Source organism: Colwellia piezophila ATCC BAA-637 (assembly GCF_000378625.1).
Lineage (GTDB): Bacteria > Pseudomonadota > Gammaproteobacteria > Enterobacterales > Alteromonadaceae > Colwellia > Colwellia piezophila.
In genome coordinates this window covers 164889-187643 of sequence record NZ_KB905164.1, presented here as the reverse complement: position 1 = coordinate 187643, position 22755 = coordinate 164889, and the positions used below count along the sequence as shown (strand labels likewise).

Annotated in this window: 17 protein-coding genes; 12 read left to right on the top strand and 5 right to left on the bottom strand. The window is 38.2% G+C overall.

What is annotated here, in order from left to right:
• The first annotated feature begins 1 nt into the window (after position 1).
• From F580_RS0109640 to pgi, 7 genes are all read left to right on the top strand, one after another.
• Complete coding sequence (locus tag F580_RS0109640) at positions 2-1036, top strand: polysaccharide biosynthesis protein (RefSeq protein WP_019027515.1); 1035 nt, start codon at positions 2-4, stop codon at positions 1034-1036.
• Positions 1037-1915 carry a dTDP-4-dehydrorhamnose reductase family protein gene (locus tag F580_RS0109635; RefSeq protein WP_019027514.1) on the top strand — a complete coding sequence of 293 codons (879 nt, stop codon included), beginning with the start codon at positions 1037-1039 and terminating at the stop codon, positions 1913-1915.
• A complete protein-coding gene (wecB, locus tag F580_RS0109630; RefSeq protein ID WP_019027513.1) occupies positions 1912-3042 on the top strand; it encodes a non-hydrolyzing UDP-N-acetylglucosamine 2-epimerase in 1131 nt (376 codons plus the stop codon). The genes F580_RS0109635 and wecB overlap by 4 nt, the downstream gene beginning before the upstream one ends.
• Positions 3027-4241 (top strand): glycosyltransferase family 4 protein, encoded by a 1215-nt coding sequence (locus F580_RS0109625; protein ID WP_245560608.1) that lies wholly within the window; start codon positions 3027-3029, stop codon positions 4239-4241. Before wecB ends, F580_RS0109625 begins: the two co-directional genes overlap by 16 nt.
• Positions 4242-4440: 199 nt before the next feature.
• Positions 4441-5346, top strand: coding sequence for a UTP--glucose-1-phosphate uridylyltransferase GalU (gene galU / locus F580_RS0109620; RefSeq protein ID WP_019027511.1), 906 nt, complete (start codon positions 4441-4443; stop codon positions 5344-5346).
• A 579-nt stretch (positions 5347-5925) separates the two neighbouring features.
• Complete coding sequence (locus F580_RS24275) at positions 5926-7335, top strand: alkaline phosphatase (RefSeq protein ID WP_019027510.1); 1410 nt, start codon at positions 5926-5928, stop codon at positions 7333-7335.
• Positions 7336-7505: 170 nt separating this feature from the next.
• Entirely contained in the window at positions 7506-9161 is a 1656-nt protein-coding gene (gene pgi / locus F580_RS0109610) for a glucose-6-phosphate isomerase (protein WP_019027509.1), read from the top strand.
• A gap of 454 nt (positions 9162-9615) precedes the next feature.
• On the opposite strand, the gene F580_RS0109605 is transcribed toward pgi, so the two are convergent.
• The 4 genes from F580_RS0109605 to cmoA form a co-directional block, all read right to left on the bottom strand.
• A complete protein-coding gene (locus F580_RS0109605; protein WP_019027508.1) occupies positions 9616-10746 on the bottom strand; it encodes a patatin-like phospholipase family protein in 1131 nt (376 codons plus the stop codon).
• 80 nt (positions 10747-10826) lie between these two features.
• Positions 10827-12200: an anti-phage deoxyguanosine triphosphatase gene (locus F580_RS0109600; protein WP_019027507.1), complete on the bottom strand. Its 1374-nt coding sequence runs from the start codon at positions 12198-12200 to the stop codon at positions 10827-10829.
• Positions 12201-12299: 99 nt separating this feature from the next.
• Entirely contained in the window at positions 12300-13268 is a 969-nt protein-coding gene (cmoB, locus tag F580_RS0109595; protein ID WP_019027506.1) for a tRNA 5-methoxyuridine(34)/uridine 5-oxyacetic acid(34) synthase CmoB, read from the bottom strand.
• A 39-nt stretch (positions 13269-13307) separates the two neighbouring features.
• Positions 13308-14042: a carboxy-S-adenosyl-L-methionine synthase CmoA gene (gene cmoA, locus F580_RS0109590; RefSeq protein ID WP_019027505.1), complete on the bottom strand. Its 735-nt coding sequence runs from the start codon at positions 14040-14042 to the stop codon at positions 13308-13310.
• Between the two features lie 95 nt (positions 14043-14137).
• Between cmoA and F580_RS0109585 the strand changes: the two genes are divergently transcribed.
• The 5 genes from F580_RS0109585 (at position 14138) to ruvB (ending at position 21963) form a co-directional block, all read left to right on the top strand.
• Positions 14138-17074: a transporter substrate-binding domain-containing protein gene (locus tag F580_RS0109585; RefSeq protein WP_019027504.1), complete on the top strand. Its 2937-nt coding sequence runs from the start codon at positions 14138-14140 to the stop codon at positions 17072-17074.
• Positions 17075-17403: 329 nt separating this feature from the next.
• Positions 17404-19200: an aspartate--tRNA ligase gene (aspS, locus tag F580_RS0109575; protein ID WP_019027502.1), complete on the top strand. Its 1797-nt coding sequence runs from the start codon at positions 17404-17406 to the stop codon at positions 19198-19200.
• Positions 19201-19623: 423 nt separating this feature from the next.
• Positions 19624-20151 (top strand): crossover junction endodeoxyribonuclease RuvC, encoded by a 528-nt coding sequence (gene ruvC, locus F580_RS0109570; protein WP_019027501.1) that lies wholly within the window; start codon positions 19624-19626, stop codon positions 20149-20151.
• Between the two features lie 118 nt (positions 20152-20269).
• Positions 20270-20905: a Holliday junction branch migration protein RuvA gene (gene ruvA / locus F580_RS0109565; protein WP_019027500.1), complete on the top strand. Its 636-nt coding sequence runs from the start codon at positions 20270-20272 to the stop codon at positions 20903-20905.
• A gap of 47 nt (positions 20906-20952) precedes the next feature.
• Positions 20953-21963, top strand: coding sequence for a Holliday junction branch migration DNA helicase RuvB (gene ruvB / locus F580_RS0109560; protein ID WP_019027499.1), 1011 nt, complete (start codon positions 20953-20955; stop codon positions 21961-21963).
• A gap of 181 nt (positions 21964-22144) precedes the next feature.
• On the opposite strand, the gene F580_RS0109555 is transcribed toward ruvB, so the two are convergent.
• A complete protein-coding gene (locus F580_RS0109555) occupies positions 22145-22654 on the bottom strand; it encodes a DUF2062 domain-containing protein (protein ID WP_019027498.1) in 510 nt (169 codons plus the stop codon).
• Positions 22655-22755: the final 101 nt, after the last annotated feature.

The following is a 22755-nucleotide window of genomic DNA, read 5'->3' as shown; positions in this document are numbered from 1 at the left end:
TATGTTTAAAAATAAAGTACTACTAATTACTGGAGGTACCGGCTCCTTCGGTAATGCAGTATTAAAAAGATTTCTTGATAGTGATATAAAAGAAATTCGTATTTTCTCACGTGATGAGAAAAAACAAGATGATATGCGGAAAGCTTTTAACTCAAACAAATTAAAGTTTTACATTGGTGACGTTCGTGATTACCAGAGTGTTTCAAATTGCATGCGAGGCGTTGATTTTATCTTTCATGCAGCAGCATTAAAGCAAGTACCATCTTGTGAGTTTTATCCCTTAGAAGCGGTTAAAACGAATGTTATAGGCACTGAAAATGTTCTTGAAGCTGCAATAAACCATAATGTTAAAAATGTTGTTTGTTTGAGTACTGATAAAGCTGTTTATCCAATTAATGCGATGGGTATATCTAAAGCGATGATGGAAAAAGTGATTGTTGCTAAGTCGCGTAATGTTCCAAAAGGTATGACAATTTGTACCACTCGTTACGGTAATGTGATGGCATCTCGAGGTAGTGTTATTCCGTTGTTTTGTCGTCAAATTATTGAGGGAACTGCGCTTACTGTAACGGATCCTAATATGACCCGTTTTATGATGACTTTAGATGATGCTGTAGATCTAGTTATTCATGCATTCACCAATGGAGTTAATGGTGATATTTTTGTACAAAAAGCCCCAGGTGCGACAATTGATGTGTTAACTCAAGCAATTTTTAGTTTAATGAAAAAACCTGAACATAAAGTAAACATAATTGGTACACGCCATGGTGAAAAACTTTTTGAAGCTTTATGTAGTAGAGAGGAAATGTTTGTTGCTCAGGACCAAGGTGAATATTACCGTATACCAGCTGATAACCGTGATTTAAATTATTCTAAGTATTTTGAAGAGGGTGAAAAAGATCTCTCTCAAGTAGAAGACTATAATTCACACAACACACAACGTTTAGATGTTGATGGCATGAAAACGCTATTAAGAAAGTTAGATTTTATGCGAGACATTGAAGCTGGTAATTTAATAATACCTGAAGGCGTTTAAATGAAAGTTTTAATAATTGGTGCGACAGGGATGTTAGGCTATAGCTTATTCAGTAATTTAAGTGAGTATTCTGGGTTAGATGTATATGGGACTGTACGTAATATCGATGGAAAAGAACGTTTTTTTATAGACTTTCGGGATCAAATAATTGAAGGTATTGACGTTGATAATATTAATAATATTGAAGCTGTAATTGCCAATTTAAAGCCGGACGTCGTTATCAACTGTATTGGGTTAATTAAACAGCTCGATATTGCTAAACAACATACTGATGCTATTGTAATTAACTCGTTATTGCCTCATCAACTGGCCCGTATTTGTACTCGCCTTGAAGCTAAATTTATACATTTTTCAACTGACTGTATTTTTGCTGGGACAAAAGGAGGATATCTAGAAAATGATATTCCAGATGCTATTGACTTGTATGGTAAAAGTAAAAGTCTAGGAGAAGTTGATTATGCACCGCATTTAACGCTTAGAACGTCAATTATTGGCCATGAGTTATCTTCAAGTTTCAGTTTAATTGATTGGTTCTTATCTCAGGAAAATAAAACGAAAGGTTTTTCAAAGGCAATATTTTCTGGCTTACCTACGTGTGTGATAGCTAAACTACTTGCAGAACATATACTACCTAGGTCTGAGATAATAGGGCTATACCACTTAAGTGTAGATCCTATTGATAAGTTTTCTTTGCTGAAATTAGTTTCCACAATTTATAATAAAGAAATTGAAATTGAAGAATCAACAGAATTAACTATTGATCGTTCTTTAAATTCAAACAGCTTACGGCAATTAATCAGTTTTAAGATTCCTACTTGGGAAGCAATGATCACCGATATGAATACTGATTATAAAAAAAGATATCAAGGAAAATCATGAAAAAATTGAAAGTAGTCACCATTGTTGGTACTCGTCCTGAGATAATACGCTTATCTAGAACTATTGATAAATTAGATAAATATTGTGATCACATTTTAGTTCATACCGGTCAAAATTATGATTATGAACTTAACCAAATTTTCTTTGATGACCTAGGTATTCGTGCACCAGATGTTTTCCTTGAGTGTGCAGGAAAAAGTCCGGCAGACACTATGGCGCAAGTTATAGCTAAATCGGATGAAATGTTTGCAGAAACAGCACCCGATGCTTTATTGATTTTAGGCGATACTAATAGCGCACTTTCCGCCATTTCAGCTAAGCGGAGAAAAATTCCTATTTTTCATATGGAAGCGGGTAATCGTTGTTTTGATATGCGTGTACCTGAAGAGATTAATCGCAAGATTGTAGATCATATCTCCGACATTAATATGCCGTACACCGATATAGCAAGAGAATACCTTTTAAATGAAGGTTTAAAGCCTGAATTTATTATTAAAACAGGTAGCCCAATGGATGAGGTTTTGTCTTATTATAAAAATAAGATTATGGCATCAGATGTAGTTTCTCGTTTAGATCTAAAAGTAAAAGAATACTTTGTTGTTAGTGTTCATAGAGAAGAAAATGTAGATTCAGAGAGTAATATTCATAAATATGTAACCGTTTTAAATACATTGGCGGAAAAGTATCAATACCCAATTATTGTATCTACACACCCTCGAACCCGGAAAAAGATAGATGCTTTAAATTTAAAGTTTCATTCATTAGTAAAATTAATGAAACCACTAGGGTTTTCTGATTATGTTCGTCTTCAATGTGATTCTAAATTGGTATTAAGTGACAGTGGAACAATTACTGAAGAATCTTCAATAATGAATTTTGCTGCATTAAATATTCGTGAAGCTCATGAAAGACCTGAAGGTTTTGAAGAAGGGGCTGTAATGTTCACAGGAATGGAAATGGATCGCATTTTACAAGCAATCGAAATTCTTGAAGATCAAAAAACAGGCTCTGAACGCTCACTAAACCTTGTGAAAGATTACATCGCGCCGAATGTTTCAGATAAAGTCGTAAGAATAATTACAAGTTACACTGATTACGTTAACAAGTTCGTTTGGAAGAAGAGTTAATGCATTTTGCTTTTGTTATTGATGATTACTTGCCAGACAGTACCCGAGTTGGTTCAAAAATGTTACATGAACTTGCCTTGGAGTTTATTAATTTAGGGCATAAAGTTACCGTTATAACTCCAAATGTTAATTCTAAGGCTGCTAAGTTGGAGGTTAGTGAGCTTGATGGCGTTAATATTTGGCGTTTTGCTAATGGACCTGTAAAAGATGTAGCTAAAATTAAACGTGCAATTAACGAAACACTTATGTCATTCAATGCTTGGAGAACTATTTCATCAAAAGTTGAAAAAAATACATTTGATGGTGTTGTATATTATTCTCCTTCTATTTTTTTTGGTTCGTTTGTAAATAAAATTAAAAAAAAGTGCCAATGTAAATCATACTTAATTCTTAGGGATCTTTTTCCTCAATGGGCCATTGATGCAAAAATGATCACTGAAAAGTCGTTAATAACTCGTTACTTTCGTTTCTTTGAGTCATTAAGCTATAACGCTGCTGATAGTATTGGTTTAATGTCTAAAAAGAATCATCAGTTATTTAATACACTACATCCCCAATTAAAAAATACGCATGTACTATTTAATTGGGCCGCTGCGACACCTTTTGGTGATCAATTTGTATATGAGAGTATTCGTGCTCGATTAAACCTAAATGATAAAGTTATTTTCTTCTACGGCGGGAATATTGGACATGCCCAAGACATGAAAAACTTATTGAATTTGGCTAGAGGACTTAAAGGATTTCCTAAAGCTCATTTTCTGTTTATTGGCCAAGGTGATGAAGTTGAGTTGATTGAAAATTTATCAAAGGATTGGTCATTAGAAAATGTAACCATCTTGCCATCTATTTCTCAATCTGAATTTAAACAGGTACTTTCAGAAGTAGATGTGGGTTTGTTTTCACTAGCTAAACACCATACAGCCCATAATTTTCCAGGAAAGATACTTGGGTATATGGTCGAATCTTTACCTATATTAGGTAGTGTAAATCCTAATAATGATTTACAAGAAATTATTAATGCAGCTGAGGCAGGAAGTGTATTTATTAATGGTGAAGATGAAAAGTTACTATGTGAGGCGAAAAAATTATTAGATGATGCGCAACACCGCAAGCAACAGGGGAAGGCTGCTTATAATTTACTAAAAAACGTGTTTTCTGTTGAAGCTGCGACTAAGTTAATTTTGAAAAATTTAACTTGAGGAAGGCTCTAACAATATGGATTTAATTTAAGTAAATCCATATTGTTAAACTATGAAGAAAAAATACAACACCTATTGTTAAATTTAAGATGCAATATTATTCGGACTTTTAGTACTTTTTGAGGATTGCCTTTCTCATGGTCGCAATTGATAAAAGTATCTTTAGCATATGTTCTATACATATATATTAAGGACAAAAATGACAAAAAAAATAACAAAAGCAGTAATCCCTGTAGCAGGCTTAGGCACTCGTATGCTTCCAGCTACAAAAGCTATACCCAAAGAAATGTTACCGATTGTCGATAAGCCTATGATTCAATACATAGTTGATGAATGTGTTGCAGCAGGTATTAAAGAAATAGTATTGGTCACCCATTCTTCAAAAAATGCCATCGAGAACCACTTTGATAAATCATTTGAGCTGGAAACGACATTAGAAAAACGTGTAAAGCGCCAATTATTGGAAGAAATTCAAGCCATTTGCCCTAAAGGCGTGACTATTATGCATGTGCGTCAAGGTGAAGCGAAAGGTTTGGGGCATGCAGTCTTAAAAGCGCGCCCAATTATTGGCGACTCACCTTTTGTAGTAGTTTTGCCTGACGTGATTTTAGATGAAGCCTCTGCAGATTTGAAAACTGAAAATTTAGCGGCAATGTTAGCGCGTTATAACGAAGTAGGGCATAGCCAAATAATGGTTGAGCCTGTTCCTATGGCAATGGTCAGTAATTATGGTGTTGCAGATTGTGCAGGGCACAAACTTGCTGCTGGTGAATCTAAAGCTATGACGGCAGTTGTTGAAAAGCCTCCTATTGATGAAGCGCCTTCGAATTTGGCTGTGGTTGGTCGTTATGTATTATCAGAGAAAATTTGGGACATGCTTGAGTTTACCCCTCCTGGTGCCGGTGATGAAATTCAACTCACTGATGCTATTGCTAGTTTGATGAAGATTGAAACTGTTGAAGCGTTTCATATGACCGGTAAGTCACACGATTGTGGCTCTAAGTTGGGTTATTTGAAAGCTAATGTTGAGTATGGCTTACGTCATAAAGAGTTGGCTGATGACTTTAGAGCATATTTGCAAGATATAATTAAAAGCCCTATCTAAACACGCTCAATAATACAGGTTTTTACTGATCTTCTTTTTGACTTAGTTCATTGCTTGAATATCTTTTTCTAGTGTTTCAGTAGTTTTTATCCAGAGGATACGAAATAAGGTCATTTAGCTAAAGAGAAAAGCCATTAAAAATACTGTTGAATTATCCCTATGAATTTTAGGTTGTTTCCTTTTCTAATCATGATAAGAATACAAGAGTAAAATGATCTTTGAATATAATTATGAACTGCTAAATGAGTTGTTTAATGACTTAAAATTTATTAGCAGTTTAATCAAGTACAATAAGGTCTCTACATAAAACAATAGCAGTCCATTATAGATATAGAATACTAGGTAGCTATCTAGTAGCAACGACCTATAATTTAGATTATATCCAAACAAAAATTTAGTGATATAAATATCGAATATTCAGCCAGTTCCTTCATAAATAGCAAATATGTAATTAAAAAATAACGTGTGCAATATTATTATTAAGAATGGACTTAAAACAGCTCAGAATAGGGTTTTATTACCGTTTCAACAAGATGTCTGAAAGGTTAAGACAACAAATTATAGATAAAAGGTTTCTGCATGTATTTATTATTTGAATTGTTTAAGTTTAAATTTAGGTTTCCTTTCGAAGTCTTGTTAGTAACATTATTAATCGCGTGTGGGAATTCAGAAATCCCTGATACTAGTCCTCCATTAATATCTTTGAATGGGGAAAGTAGCATTACTTTGTTTTTCAATGGTGTATATAAGGAACTAGGGGCAAATGCAATTGATGAAAGAGATGGTATTGTAGAGGTTGTTCTTGAAGGTAATATCGATACCAGTACCGTAGGCAATTACATTATAACTTATTCAGCAATTGACAAGGCTGGAAATCAAGAAAGTCTTACACGAATCGTTGAAGTAGTCCTTCCGGTAAACGCAAAAAATGTTATTTTGTTTATTGGCGATGGGATGGGTGCAGAGCATAGAAAAGCAGCTCGTTGGCTATCGAAGGGGGTAGACGGGAAACTTTCAATGGATGATATGCCTATTAGAGGCACATTAAAAACGTACTCTGCAGATAATGCAATTACAGATTCCGCAGCCGCCGCGACAGCAATGGCAACAGGTATCAAAACAAATAACGGTGTTATTTCATTAGATGAAAATTTAAATCATATATCAACAATACTTGAAGAGGCTAAAAACCATAAAAAAGTTGTTGGGGTCGTTACTACAACACATGTAACCCATGCGACACCCGCTGCATTTACTTCGCACGTTAAGAGTCGGAAATTAATGCTAGATATTGCTCAACAAATTATAGATGATAATATTATCGATGTGTTGCTTGGAGGGGGGGAAGATGAGTTTAAACCTACAAATGATGAAGGCTGTTTCCCTGGGGCTGGAGAGCGAATTGACGGTCGTGATTTAATATACGAGGCAGTTTCTATAGGCTATAAATTTGTATGTGATTCAACTTCATTTGATGTCATAGATACTAGTTCATCTGAAAGAATTTTGGGTCTGTTTGCGGGTGAAGGGATGATTCGTCCTTACTCACCTACTTTAGCGACTATGACCTCAAAGGCTATAGAAATTCTTTCAAAAAACCCCGAAGGTTTTGTTTTAATGATTGAAGGAGGACAAATAGATTGGGCTAGCCATAGTCATGATGCTGAAAATGCGATTACAGACACAATAGCATTAGATGATGCTGTAGATATAGCCAAAGAATTTGCTTTAGTAAAAAGAGATACACTTATTATCGTAACAGCAGACCATGAAACTGGAGGGATGTGGGTTTCAAAAGATCCAAGTGGTCTAGAAAACGAAGATGGTCCATACAATATTAAAGGTGGCGGTTCATTTTATATTAATTGGTCTACAACAGGGCATACGAGTGTAAATGTCCCAGTAACTGCAATGGGACCTCAATCAGAGAAGTTGATTGGCGTTAATGAAAATACAGTTATATATGATATTATATTTAATACTTTTTAAAACTACAGTCGTTAAAAGTAGATCGCTTTTACCATGTCGAATATGGATATAGGGGAAAGTCATTATAAAGTGTAAAAAATAAATTTATAGTCACAGGTTTTCTTTCAGGGTCTAGCCCTATAGCTGTCACTTGAGCTATTTCATACAATAAAAAGAATTAAAAATCATATATGGATATTCAAAAATTAACCTCGCTAGCCCATTGCGCTAAATCACGTTCAATTACTTCATTGTTCTATGAAAATCATAATCAAAAAGATAGAGCAAGCAAGTTTTCTTTATCTACAGCTCATTTATACCTCGATTACTCTAAACAAAATATTAATGAAGCTGAATTTGAACAATTAATTGCCACAGCTCAAGAGGCAAACTTAGCTGAAGAGATAAAAAAGCAATTTAACGGCGATCGAATTAATAATACTGAAAATAGATCGGTATTACACACCGTACTCAGAGCACCTAAAGCGATACAGCATGAAGTACTCGGTGAAGCACTAGCGAATGAAGTTGCAGCTGCGGAGCAGCAGATGCAGAAGATAGTGAGTGATGTTCAAAGTGGTGCTCTAACGAGTGCTACAGGCAAGCGCTTTACCGATGTATTAGCACTTGGTATTGGTGGCTCATATTATGGTGTCAAAGTAAGCTTATCTTCTTTAGAGCATTACCGAGACTTAAGTTTAGCTGTGCATGTTATAGCTAACGTTGATGGCGGGGCACTTGAAGAAAAGCTCAAAAAATTAAACTATGAAACAACGCTTGTAGTGGTTATTTCTAAAACCTTTACTACACAAGAAACCCTGCTCAATGCAAAAGCGGTCAAGCAGTGGATGTTATCTTGTGCGTTAGTAGAGGAGCCAAAGAATAGCAATATCCCCTCTATCATTGAGAAACAGTGGTTTGCAGTCAGCAGTAATATTGACGCGGCACAAGACTTTGGTATTAATGTAAATAATATCCTACCGATGTGGGGTTGGGTAGGTGGCCGTTTTTCTCTTTGGTCAACGGTAGGGCTGCCGCTAGCGCTTGCTATTGGTAATGATAACTTTAGTAAGTTAAAACAAGGTGCCTATGAGATGGATATGCACTTTAAATCAGCCGATTTTAACAATAACATGCCCGTTATTATGGCATTGCTTGGTATTTGGAATCGAAATGCACTGCAATACCCAACGTTAGCCATTTTACCTTATGCTCATTCGTTAAGAGCATTGCCAGGTTATTTACAGCAAACAGATATGGAAAGTAACGGTAAGTCAGTATCAAAGTCAGGTGACAAACTATCTTGGTTAACGGCTCCGGTTGTTTTTGGGCAAGAGGGCACAAACGGACAGCATGCTTTTATGCAGTTAATGCATCAAAGTGATGACATCATCCCAACAGACTTTATTGTTGCCTTAAAAGGTCGTAGCCAATATACAGAGAACCATAAAGTACTCGTTGCTAATTGTTTTGCGCAAAGTGAAGCCTTGATGCAAGGAAAAACATTAGCACAAGTTAAAACTGAACTTGTAGATAGCGGCTGTTCTTTGAATGAAGTTGAGCGACTTGCTCCACATAAAACCATGAAAGGTAATACACCAAGTAATACGGTCGTTATTGATCAGCTGACCCCCGAATCAATGGGCGCTTTGCTCGCCTTATATGAACATAAAATATTTGTTCAAGGCGTGATATGGCAAGTTAACTCTTTTGATCAATGGGGCGTGGAATTAGGCAAGCAATTAGGGAACCGGGTGCTATCGGTTATGGATGGTGCTGAAGATGAAACGTTATCTGCTTCAACTCAGGGTTTAATCGCTCTATTTAAAGCTAGTTTGAAGTCATAACTTTGATTGTTTTTCAGGGGGATTAGCATGCATCAACTTGTGTGCTAACCAGGCAAGCGTTTTCTACAATATCAACGTTATGGTTATTCGCTTGAAAACGCACTATCATCAGCGAGTAAAAACTGTGGATGCCCGAAATAGACTTCGGACATGACGACATTAGGTTAGGGATTTACTTAATTGATAGATATAGGCTGCTCAGCCGTTATTCCCGTGTTGTCTTGGCGGGAATCCAGTGTTCTCACAGAGTAACTGTATTGATAATGAACAATAGTGATGTGGCTGCTCGACAAGTGACTTTGGGCATGACAGCTTGTGATGAGAGCATAAAATATATTAACTCGTCATCTTCGGATTTTCTTGTCGAAGACCCACAGTCAAACACTGGAATTCCGATCAGACATTTCTGAAATGACGACTTTTAGTCTAAGCCAATATAGCTGAGACACTATTGCTAAGGTTGAAACGCTCGTATCTTCGCTATATCTTGCTTAGCGACAAATTCATGAAAGCACTCCGCTAACTTATCGGTTTCCGCTAATACTTTCTGCCAATAGTGAATTCGAGTGGTTGTATCAAGTTTGGTAAAGTCGGTTCTATCGGGGATCTTGTTAAAAGGTAGTGATTGGATAAATCTTTCAGAAGGGGCGAGTAATACCGTATCTTCATAGCTATGGGCTAAAACCTTTCTATTTGAATTCTTATCAAACCAACCCGCTTTAGGGACAGAGCTAAAGTGCGGGTACAGTGTTAAACCCTTACCCTTACCATTTGTGTTACGGTATATTTCGTTGCTATCTGCACGGCTTTGCCTTGAGTCATGCCGCTGATTTTTATAATCATTACTTAATGAAAAATCAAAATGATAATCAATAATTCCGCCATCTCGATAGGTACCGTTTGTACAGCCATTAATGTCTTTAATTCCCGACATAACCATGGGTATTGAACCCGAAGCGAGTAAGGCACTTTTAATATTGTTAGGGGTTAAATCGTGGTAAACATTGTTGAAATTATAGGGGTCGTTAATCACTAGATTACTGCTTGGCTGCTTAAATATATAACGTTGGTATTGTCTGCTAAGCAGCCTTCTACCCAGTTTGTTCAGTAACATGCTATTAATTAAACCGGCACCTTGCATGAATTTATTATCAAAAGCGGTCAAACCCTTACATTTAGCAACCAGAAAGTGTGCTTTAAACACGTGATTATTGATCACCTCATCGGCGCCATTTTCAGCAAATAATTGATCAACAATAGTTACGGCCTGGTCTGATATTTCTTGGGCGGTCGGTTTTGCTGAATAAACGGTATTAGCATAGGTATAAGCCAAGCGATTAATCGCTTCTATTGGATTATTTTGTGCCAACGCTGCGGCGCGAAAGGCACCCGCACTAGAGCCAACTAAATTTAGTTCAGTGTTTCTACCTTTAAAGAAATTGCCAAAAAGGTATTTATCTAAACCAAATAAGATAAACCATTTAGGGCCACCACTGGCGCCAAGAAAGTTAGTGAATAATTCCTGTTTGAAGCCATTTTCTTGAATTATTCTTAAGGCATTTTTTCCGGCATATATCTCTAGCATTAGTGCAATATTCTCATGTTCATAAATTATTTTAGCTTGTATGTTTAACTTAACTTAACTTAACACAGCTGAAATCAAAATTAATTTAGTTGATAATCTGACGCGCCATGGGCATTAAACAGTGATTGATAAAGCCGAGTAGCGTAATCATCGGTCATTCCCGCAATGTAATCGGCTATTATCCGTTGAGGGTTGTGCTTATTCTCTACGGCAACTTGCCAGCGTTTAGCGCTATTAGTTGGTAGTAAACGCATAGGATCTGATGATAGCGCTTCAAAAAGCTCCATGACGATTTGTTGGCCTCGGTATTCAAGGCGCTGCAAGCTCGTTAATTTGATGACGTAATAATAAACGAATTCTTTAAATATCTGCAATGCTTGTGCTGTCGTGGCTGATAATACTGCGTTATAACGCAGTAGCGGCTCAGAAAATTTAATATTTTCTTGTTCGTTTAAATCAGTTAACTTAATTGCCGTGATTAAGTAATTAACCAAACCGCCAATCGCGTCTTTTTGTAAGTGGTGTTGATCACTGAATAATTTTTCAGTGAGGGTCTTACTGTATTCTTGTAACCATGCATCGTCGATTTTCTGGAGTTTTTTAATTACTTCACGTTCAAAATCTTCACGGTTAACCACTTTTGTAACAATGGCATCTTCAAGATCATGAATGCCATAAGCAATATCGTCGGCTAGCTCCATGATAGAGCAATCAAGGGACTTGAAACGGGTTTTATGGTGCTTGTTTATTTCTGGTGACGTTTCGCTTTGTAAGCTGATATTTTGACACACCATGGTTTGAAATAAGTTTCTATCCGCCGTTGAAAGCGGTTCAAGCACCCAATCGATAATATCTTGATCGTCACTATATAACCCTTTGGGCGGGTGCCAGTCATCAGCTTTAAGTTGTCTAAAGTTACTGACACTACCCCTTGTGCTATCTTTAGCAAGCGTCTCTATTAATTGTGGATACTTCATCAAACCAAGCAGTGTACGTCTAGTTAAATTCATACCAAAGTGTTCGCTAAATGTTTCTAAGCGCGCCACTATGCGCAGTGTTTGACCGTTACCTTCAAAACCACCATGGTCACGCATCATATAATTTAGTGCTATTTCACCACCATGACCGAAAGGCGGATGGCCAATATCATGGGCTAAACAAATGGTTTCGATTAAGCTATCGCTTGTCGGGAAGAGTGCTGCGCATAGTTCAGGGGATTTAAAGCGCAGTTGTGTAGTGATGCCTGAGCCTATTTGTGCGGCTTCTAATGAATGCGTTAAACGAGTACGATAAAAATCACTTTGTCCGCTACCCATGACTTGGGTTTTCGACTGCAGACGACGAAACGAGGCGGAATGTAATATTCTTGCCCGGTCTCGTTGAAAAGGGTCGCGATGGTCTTGCTGTCTGTTAGTTACCTTTTTAAGTCGCCTTGCTAACCAAACATCATTCATAGTTGTCCTCAATAGAATATTACCTAACTCGCTGAAGTTACTATAACTTACATCATTTCCTTTGGCATTATCTACTTTGCTAAAGCGCTATTTTAGCTTTTAAGCATTGGCAATAAATATGGCACGTTTAGGGGCAGGGTAGCCTTCAATGGTTTTACTGCTATCATTTGGATCAAGAAAGTCTTGTAGAGACTCAGTATCAATCCACTCGGTTTTTCTTTGTTCATCTAATGCAGTGATATCTGTATTTACCACCCGGACATTACTAAAACCGCAACGCTCTAACCAAGCACACATAGCTTTTTCGCTCGGTAAAAACCACACATTGCGCATTTTTGCATAGCGTTCACCGGGTACCAATACGGTGTTTTCATCACCATCAACAATAAGGGTTTCTAATACTAACTCACCACCTTTAACGAGTTGCGCTTTTAATTGATAAAGGAAATCGATTGGTGAGCGTCGGTGATAAAGCACGCCCATGGCAAAAACGGTATCAAAAGCCTTTAACTCTGGTAGTTGCTCAACGCCTAAGGGCAGTAAATGCACTTGGTTATCTTTAATAAAATGTTTTACCGCATTAAATTGCATTAAAAATAACTGCGTTGGGTCAATACCCACCACAAACTCAGCACCCGCGCCACGCATTCGCCATAAGTGATAACCGCTACCACAACCGATATCAAGCACATACTTGCCTGATAAGTCGCTAATGTGTTCGCAAAGGCGGTCCCATTTAAAATCACTGCGCCACTCCGTATCAATATGCAAGCCATGGATATGATAAGGACCTTTACGCCAAGGCTTAAATTTCTTCATTAAGTTTTCAAGGCGCTTGAATTGGCCCGGATCTAAATCACCTAATTCGCCCACTTTAACCGTATTGGTTATATCCACTGTCGAAGCAGTTTTTACCACAGGTAAGGCTTCGAGCGTCTTTTGCCAATGCTTATATTCACCGTGCAAGTTATTTTCATGCCAGTGGCTTAACTGTGCAGGTAGGGTATTTAACCAATGGCTTAAACGGTTAGTGGCGATTTGTTGGTAAAATTGATTGAACTGGGTCATAAAGTTTATTTAGTCGGTTGAGTAGTTAGATAATTAAGGCTATTTAATAGCGAGAATCGAAGTGAAATTAAAACATTGAAACCACAAGGAGCTGTGGCTAAACCCTGCTTGAGATAAACGTTCTTTATGGAGTTCAAGTGAGTCAGTTAACATCACTTTTTCAAGGGCGGTGCGTTTTTGCGCCACTTCTAGTTCACTATAACCATTATCGCGTTTGAAACTGTGGTGTAAATCAACTAACACTTGATCAATGGTTAGATCATCACTGGTTATTTTTTCTGATAACACCAGTAAACCGCCGGGTTTTAAGCCTTGTGCTATTTTATTTAGCAAAACTTGGCGCTGTGATTTTTCAATAAATTGTAAGGTAAAGTTCAATACCACCATGGAAGCGTTTTCTATGACGATATCCTGAATATTACCTTCAATGATGGTTACCGGGGTATTGCCTTTAAAAGCCTCAATATGCATTTTACAGCGCTTGACCATATCGCTAGAGTTATCAACCCCAATAATTTGGCAGTTTTGAGCGGTTATACCCTTACGCATTGCCAGAGTCGCGGCCCCTAAAGAACAGCCAAGATCATAGATATTGCTATTATCTTGGACAAAATCTTGGCTAAGTCGGCCAATAGTGTCAATAATAGTGTTATAGCCCGGTACAGAGCGAGAGATCATGTCCGGAAAAACTTCAACAACTTGCGCATCAAAGGTAAAGTTTTTCACTTGTTTATGGGCTTGTGAGTATATTAAGTCGGTATCTGAGTTATGCATTATCTTTGCTTTGTATTTATTTATGGTAAATTGGTAACCGTATCCGCTTATTTTAACCGATCTCATTGGCAACGCTATATTTATAAGGTGTTTTTTTGAAAATATTTAACCATCAGGCGCTTTTTATTGCTTTTACCACCTTGTTATTTAATTTCTATTGCACTGATACGTTAGCCGCTCAAACAGTTTTTCAACAAGAAAACCGTCAAGTGGCTAGTACTACCCAGCCTCATCGACTCTTAGCTGATGACATTAATCAACCGTTAACTATCGCCATAAATAAAACGTCCTTTCCCTATCACTCTATTGATAAACAAGGCCGAGCTATAGGGGTAATGCCAGACATGTGGCGTTTATGGGCGAAAAAACAGCAAGTTGAAGTGCAGTTTGTTGCACTTCCTTGGCTAGAGACCTTAAAGCAAGTAGGCAACGGCACTATCGATATTCATGCGGGGTTATCCATTATCGATTCAAGGAAAGCGTTACTTCGCTTTTCGAAACCGCTTTTTCATGTATTTACCCACATTTACGTCCATCAAAAACTTACTCAAGTTAATAACCTTTCGGATCTAAAACCCTATAGTATCGGCGTTGTTAAAGGCTCTGCTCACATTGAAAGAATAAACAATCATTTTCCAGACTTAGCATTGAAAACTTATGATAACCGCCATGATTTATATCGTGCGGCGTTAAATAATGAACTGTTGGTTTTTACCGGTTTAGAGAAGTTAGCCGATGATTTTTCTGACTATGAGCAACTAAGACAACGCTTTCCCGTACACAAGGTACTACGTTTCCAGCAAGGGGCCTATGGTATTGCCGTTGCCAAAAATAATACTGCATTAATGACTTTTATTGAACAAGGTTTAGCTAAAATATCAAGACAAGAGCGGGTCGCAATTGAACGGCAATGGCTAGGTTTAGATAAGCAAAAAGATAGCTTACTTATCGCTTTTTCCTCTCATTACCCCCCTTATATGGGCGTTAGTCCCTCTGGAGAGCCACAAGGGTTACTTATTGATGTCTGGCGTTTATGGTCTAAGCAGGTAGGTATTAATGTTGAGTTCGTGGCTCGCGATATAGAAGAGGGTTTTGACCTTATTGCTGAGCACAAAGCCGATGTGTTACTCGCTTACCCGGACCATGTTAAACCCGTTAAAAACACCTTGTTTGCCCAACCTATTTACCGTGCCAATCTGCAAGTTTATTTGAGTGAAAAAGTTAAAAATAGTGATGGCAATAGGATTAACTCTCTTAAAGAGTTAATGCAGCAGTCGAGTGCTCACATTATTGGCCTTTGGGACAAATCCACTTATAAAGAACAATTGTTACATGAAAATCCACAGTTGAATGTGCGTTACTTCGGTAGTATCGACACGATGTTACAGGCGGCAGAACAAGGGGGTATTTCGGGTGTTTTCGGCTTAGTGGATATAATTAATGCGAAATTGGTACAAAGTAATTTACAAACTCTTTTCTATCGCATAGCCAGTCCTATGATTTCCTTGAAACTGTCACCTGTTGTTCATAAGGATAATAATAAATTAACAGAGATTATCAATAAAGGCTTTAGTGAGCTTGATATTAAAGCTCTGGTTAACATTGAAGAGCGGTGGTTAAACGGTATAACCAGTGAATATTACTTTAAAAAACAATCACAGAAAGTAAAGTTAAATGCAGAAGAAATAATTTTTTTAGCCAATCAGAAACGATTTAGACTTGGTTTTGTTAAGAATATTTCACCGGTTGAATTCACCGATGAACAGGGAAGAGCAGCCGGCATTACTCGTGATATCGGTGATATTGTCAGTACCAGAACAGGTATCGAATTTGACTATGTCGCTTTTGATACTTGGCAACAATTATATGAAGCCTTATTAGCCAATAAAATCGATATTCTGGGTAATATTACGCCAACCCCTGAGCGTAAAAAACATTTTCAATTTAGCCGAAGTTATTGGCAAATGCCCTGGGTAATGGTTCATGCGCAATACATGGGGCGCCAAACAAAGCTAACCGATTTTTATGGTAAACAAGTCGCTATTGTTAAAGGTTATTACATTATTGCTAAATTAAGAAAGCAGCACCCACTGATTACTTTTAAGTTAGTGGATGCCAGGGAGCAAGGTCTAATGGCGATACAGCAAGAGCGTGTTGATGGTTTTATCACTACCATTGCCTCGGCCACTGAATTATTAAACCAAGAGAACCTAGTTACCTTAAGGATCTCTATGATGGAGGATGTTAGTGTCGACCAAAGCCACTTTGCCATCAATAAAGCCTTACCCATTTTAAAAGATATCATCAATAAAGGCTTATCATCGATTACCGAAAAAGAAAAACAACGCATTTATGACAACTGGTTTACCGTATCGATAAAAACCGGCCTTGATAAAAGTGTAGTACTAAAAGTCGGGGTGCAAATTGGTGTCATTATTTTATTGATTCTTGGTGTTATTGTTATGTGGAATAGGCGCTTACAAGTTGAGATCAAACGCCGAGAGCAGCTTGAGAAAATCATGAAACATATGGCAACTCACGATGAGTTAACCGGTCTTGCTAACCGGGTATTATTAAAAGATAGGTTGAATACCGCTATTAGGTTTCATCAACGTCAATCCCTTAAAATGGCAGTGTTATTTATTGATTTAGACGGCTTTAAAAATATTAATGATACTCATGGGCATGATGTTGGCGATGAGTTACTGCAACAAGTTGCTCAACGCTTGCAAGGATGTGTGCGTAGTTCAGATACTGTAGTCCGCTTTGGCGGAGATGAATTTGTGTTATTACTAACAGGTTTACATAACGCTAATGAAGCCGCTTATGTTGCGGAAAAGGTATTAAAGTTGGTGCAAAAAGAATTTGAACTCTCAAAAGGAAAGTCAAAAACCAACGCCTCTATTGGTTGTAGTATTGGTATAGCCATGTACCCAGATGATGGTGATAACGATCTCGACTTACTTAAAATTGCGGATACTATGATGTATGAGGTTAAAGCCGCCGGTAAAAATCACTATTTATTTAATTAGTGCCTGTAGCTTTATCTTATTGGCGTAGCTAGGCTTGGCTATACTTTTTGCTGAATAAATCAAGATAGCCGCAACTGCTGAAGTTTCTGATTGAGAATCCATTTTTTGACGGTAGATCTTCGATAAGACGATTACCAGATGATGAGTTCAGCTTTTAAATAGGCCAAATTCACTATGTTAACCCCCCTTGCTCTCGCTTTAATTACCCCTTCCGTTTGTTCTAGGGTGACATTATTAACCAATGCTTTATAATATGGCCAAAATTATCCTGACAAACGCTATTTCGCGTTTGTTAATAAATTTAATCGAATTGGTATAGGGCAAAATACATGCGCAGTCTTTATTGTGGTGAGGTAAATGAATCTCACATCGGACAAGAAATAACTTTATGTGGTTGGGTTAACAAACGTCGTGATTTAGGCGCTGTGATCTTTTTAGATTTACGTGACCGTGAAGGCCTTGTACAAGTTGTTTATGATCCGGATTTACCCGACGTAATCAAAAAAGCCAATACTTTACGCAATGAGTTTTGTGTACAAATTCGAGGTAAAGTTCGCGCTCGCCCTGAAGGTCAAATTAATAAAGACATGAAAACCGGTGCTATTGAAATACTTGGTTTAGAGCTGACTATCTTGAATAAGTCGGCGCCATTGCCATTAGACTCAAATCAAACTAACTCAGAAGAGTTAAGGTTAAAGTATCGCTACCTTGATTTACGTCGTGTTGAAATGACCGAACGCTTACGTTTTCGCGCGAAAGTTACTTCAGCAGTACGCAGCTCACTAGAAGCTCAAGGCTTTTTAGATATTGAAACGCCTATTTTAACTGCGGCAACACCTGAAGGTGCACGTGATTATTTAGTACCAAGCCGTACTCATAAAGGTCAGTTTTTTGCTTTACCACAATCACCACAGTTATTTAAACAATTGTTGATGATGTCAGGTATGGAACGTTACTATCAAATCGTTAAATGTTTCCGTGATGAAGATTTACGTGCCGATAGACAGCCAGAGTTCACTCAAATAGATATTGAAACCTCGTTTATGAGTAGTGATCAGGTTATGAACATTACTGAAACCATGATCCGTGATTTGTTTAAAACCATGTTAGATGTTGACTTAGGTGACTTTCCACGTATGTCTTACCACGAGGCAATGACTCGCTTTGGTAGTGATAAACCTGATTTACGTAACCCCTTAGAGTTAGTTGATGTTGCTGATATTGTAAAAGATGTAGAATTTAAAGTATTCTCAGGACCGGCTAACGATGAAAAAGGTCGTGTAGCGGTAATTTGTGTACCACAAGGTGCAGCTAAGTTCTCACGTAAAGGTCTTGACGATTTAACTAAGTTTGTTGGCATTTACGGCGCCAAAGGCATGCCTTGGTTAAAAGTGAAAGACATTGATGCCGCATTGGCAACGGGTCTTGACGGTTTACAGTCGCCAATATTAAAATTCTTATCAAGTGACGAAGCGATAGCCTTACTAAAACGTGTTAACGCGAAAACAGGCGATATTATCTTCTTTGGTGCTGACCAATATAATGTTGTTACTGAATCTCTTGGTGCCCTTCGTCTTAAACTGGGTGAAGAACTTGATTTACTGCAAGGTGAGTGGAAACCATTATGGGTTGTTGACTTCCCGATGTTTGAAGAAGTTGATGGCGGAATGCACGCTATTCATCACCCATTTACCGCACCGATGAACTTAACTCCTGAAGAGTTAGCAGCAAATCCTGTTGGCGCATTATCAGATGCCTATGACATGGTATTGAATGGCTGTGAACTTGGTGGTGGCTCGGTACGTATCCACAAGCAAGATATGCAAGCAACGGTCTTTAGAATTTTAGGCATCAGTGATGAAGAAGCACAAGAAAAATTCGGCTTCTTACTCGAAGCGCTACAATATGGTGCGCCGCCACATGCTGGTTTAGCGTTTGGTTTAGACCGTCTTGTGATGTTAATGACAGGTGCAAGTTCAATTCGTGAGGTAATGGCTTTCCCTAAAACCACTACCGCGGCTTGTCCACTAACTAATGCACCGGGTAAAGCTAATCCTGAGCAATTAAAAGAGTTAGGTATAGCAACAATCGTTGAAGAAAAGAAAGAAGAAGCTTCACAAGAGTAATAGTTAACTTTTATGCTTTTGCATTATGACGTCTTTCTAAATGTTTAGAGCTGAGTTCATTGCAACAGGCGTCATTCTCGAGGTTTCTGATCGGACGTGGCATGGATGCTACTTATTAGAGAATGCAGACGGTACAGGAAGTACCTTATTAGATAATGCAGGAGCATATTATCCTGAGCACATTCTCCTGAATCCATTGTATAAAGTATTGTTTCAGAGAAGAACTAAGACATTGTTTAAAAACTGGATCCTCGATTAATACACCACGAGGATGACGATTAAATGGTTAGTAGTTACGAAGAAAAGCGTATTGAGGGTTTTCCATCAATACGCTTTTTTTATACACTCAGTTTGTTTGCACACTTTATTTCCAAACAGAGCAATAAATTAGTCTGTTGGGTATAACTGATTTTAAGGTATTGAATGACAATTATATTAGGTATTGACCCAGGTTCCCGTTTTACTGGCTATGGGGTTATCAAACAAGAAAATAGACAGCTTACGTATCTTGGCAGTGGTTGTATTAAGGCGATGAGCCAGGGCGAGGATTTAGCGTCACGATTACAAACTATCTTTGCCGGTGTTTCTGAGATAATTATTCAATTTAAGCCGGATATGTTTGCCATTGAGCAAGTTTTTATGGGGGTAAATCCTGGCGGCGCGTTGAAACTTGGCCAAGCACGCGGTGCGGCCATCGTGGCGGCCACCAATACCGGTTTAACCATTAGCGAATATTCAGCACGGCAAATAAAACAAGCGGTTGTTGGCACCGGCGCAGCCGATAAAAGCCAGGTACAACACATGGTGAAAACTCTGTTGAAATTGCCAGGTACGCCACAAGCTGATGCAGCTGATGCCTTAGCGGTGGCACTATGTCATGCACATAGTCATACTACTATTGCTAGATTAGCCGGACAAGCCAGTAAGACGGTGCGCGGCCGTTTACGTTAATTCAGCTTTTATCTATCGGTAAAATTTAGTTAGCTCGGTTTCTCGCTTACCCGACACTTTACTGTATAAATATATAGTGGTAGTATCGTGGCATAAATAATAGCGTTTGGAATTTATTGTGATTGGTCGTTTACGTGGCACTCTTGTCGAAAAAAACTCTCCTGAAATATTAATTGAATGTGCTGGCGTTGGCTACGAAGTTACCATGCCAATGACAAGCATTTTTGCCTTACCTGAGCTAGAACAACAAGCCATTATCTACACCCATTTTGTTGTCCGTGAAGATGCCCAATTACTTTACGGTTTTGCCAATAAAGTTGAGCGTAAATTATTCCGTTTATTGATCAAAGTCAATGGCGTTGGCCCTAAGTTGGCACTGGCGGTTTTATCACATATGTCCGCTGATCAATTCGTCAATTGTGTTCGTCACGATGATATTGCCGCCATTGTAAAAATACCCGGTGTTGGTAAAAAAACTGCAGAGCGTTTATTGATTGAAATGCGCGATCGCTTAAAAGATTGGCAAGCGCAACAAGTACACTTAGTCAATCATGATGGTGTCATGCCAGAGCAACTTTCTGCTGATTTGAGTCAAGACACTACTTTTATCAGTGATAATAAATGCGATGCTATTGATGCCTTGCTATCCCTTGGTTATAAACAAGTACAAGCGGATAAAGCCGTTAAATCGGTATATAATCGCGGCATGTCTAGCGAAGATATTATTCGTGATGCGTTGAAGTCAATGGTGTAACATCATTCCCATGACGTCTTAACCACATTTTAGAATTTAGGTAACCTATGATAGAAGCAGATCGCTTAATTGAACCCGTAGCTAGCGTTGAAGATGAAGGGGTAGATCGCGCCATTCGTCCTAAAATGCTACAAGATTATACCGGTCAAGAGCATGTGAAAGCGCAAATGAACATTTTTATTCCTGCCGCTAAAAATCGTGGTGAGCCTTTAGATCACTTACTTATTTTCGGCCCGCCGGGTTTAGGTAAAACCACCTTAGCCAATATCGTTGCTAATGAAATGGGTGTTAATATACGTACCACCTCTGGACCCGTATTAGAAAAAGCCGGTGACTTAGCCGCGCTACTGACCAATTTAGAAGAAAACGACATTCTTTTTATTGATGAAATTCATCGTTTAAGTCCGGTAGTTGAAGAAATTCTTTATCCGGCTATGGAAGATTACCAATTAGATATTATGATTGGTGAAGGGCCAGCTGCCCGCTCGATCAAATTAGACTTGCCAGCCTTTACCCTTATTGGCGCGACTACACGGGCAGGGGCGTTAACATCACCACTGCGTGATCGTTTTGGTATCGTGCAGCGACTTGAGTTCTATAATGTTGCTGACTTATCTACCATTGTGAGTCGCTCGGCACATTTTTTGAATTTAACCATAGATAAAGAGGGCGCCTTTGAAGTTGCACGTCGCTCACGTGGTACGCCACGTATTGCTAACCGGTTATTACGACGAGTACGCGACTATGCCGATGTGAAATCTCATGGCGTAGTTGACCAAGCAACGGCTGCTGCCGCATTAGATATGTTAGAAGTTGATAGTGAAGGCTTCGACCTTATGGATAGAAAACTGTTACACGCAATTATTGATAAGTTTATGGGTGGGCCAGTAGGCTTAGATAATGTTGCCGCGGCTATTGGTGAAGAGCGTGAAACGATTGAAGATGTGTTGGAGCCTTTTTTAATTCAACAAGGTTTTTTACAGCGTACGCCGCGTGGACGTATTGTCACTGATAGAGCCTATCAGCATTTTGGCATAATCAAACCGACAACTGAGTAATCTTGCTCTTTTACCTGACTTATTTAAAAAATTTTTGAAGTAATAGCTTTGAAATAACAGCTTTCACATAGTAATTTGAAATAAAAATGCCAGCAACTTGCTGGCATTTTTATTGGTGTTTTGCTGGTATTGTTAATTCTTCAGCTATTGTTAGCACTATTAAGTTACGCTGACCGCGTAATTAACGATGCGGTCTACTTCTCCATGCCTTAATCGCTTGATAACGCCATAACGCATGTATACCGAAATAACCCAATATAGAAAATGCTAAGGCGAGTACGCCACAGCCGATTAGGAATGCAGGACCTATGGTCGATAAACTGTCCAATACCCATTGCCAGCTTGCCTCAAAAGCAAAGTCCTGTTCGGGGACCGCTAATACCCATGTACCAACCAAATAACAGACATAAAAAATAAATGGCATGGTTAATGGATTCGTAATCCAAACCAATGCGATGGCGAGGGGGAGATTCGCATGTACCATAATGGCGGTACCTGCTGCTAATACCATTTGAAACGGTACCGGAATGAAGGCAAAAAACAACCCGATAGCAAAAGCTTTAGCAACAGAATGTCGGTTCATGTGCCAAAGGTTGGCATTATGTAATAAGTTACCAAATATTTTCAGGTATTTATTCTCTTTTATCGTTTGATGATCTGGCATCATACGCTTAATAATTTTTTTGGGCATATACTTCTAGAGGTCCCTTGATAAAAAGTTAGTTTGATTCATTATTTATGTACGCTCGCTAAAGTGCATACTTACTACACTCAATAACTTGATAGGTATAG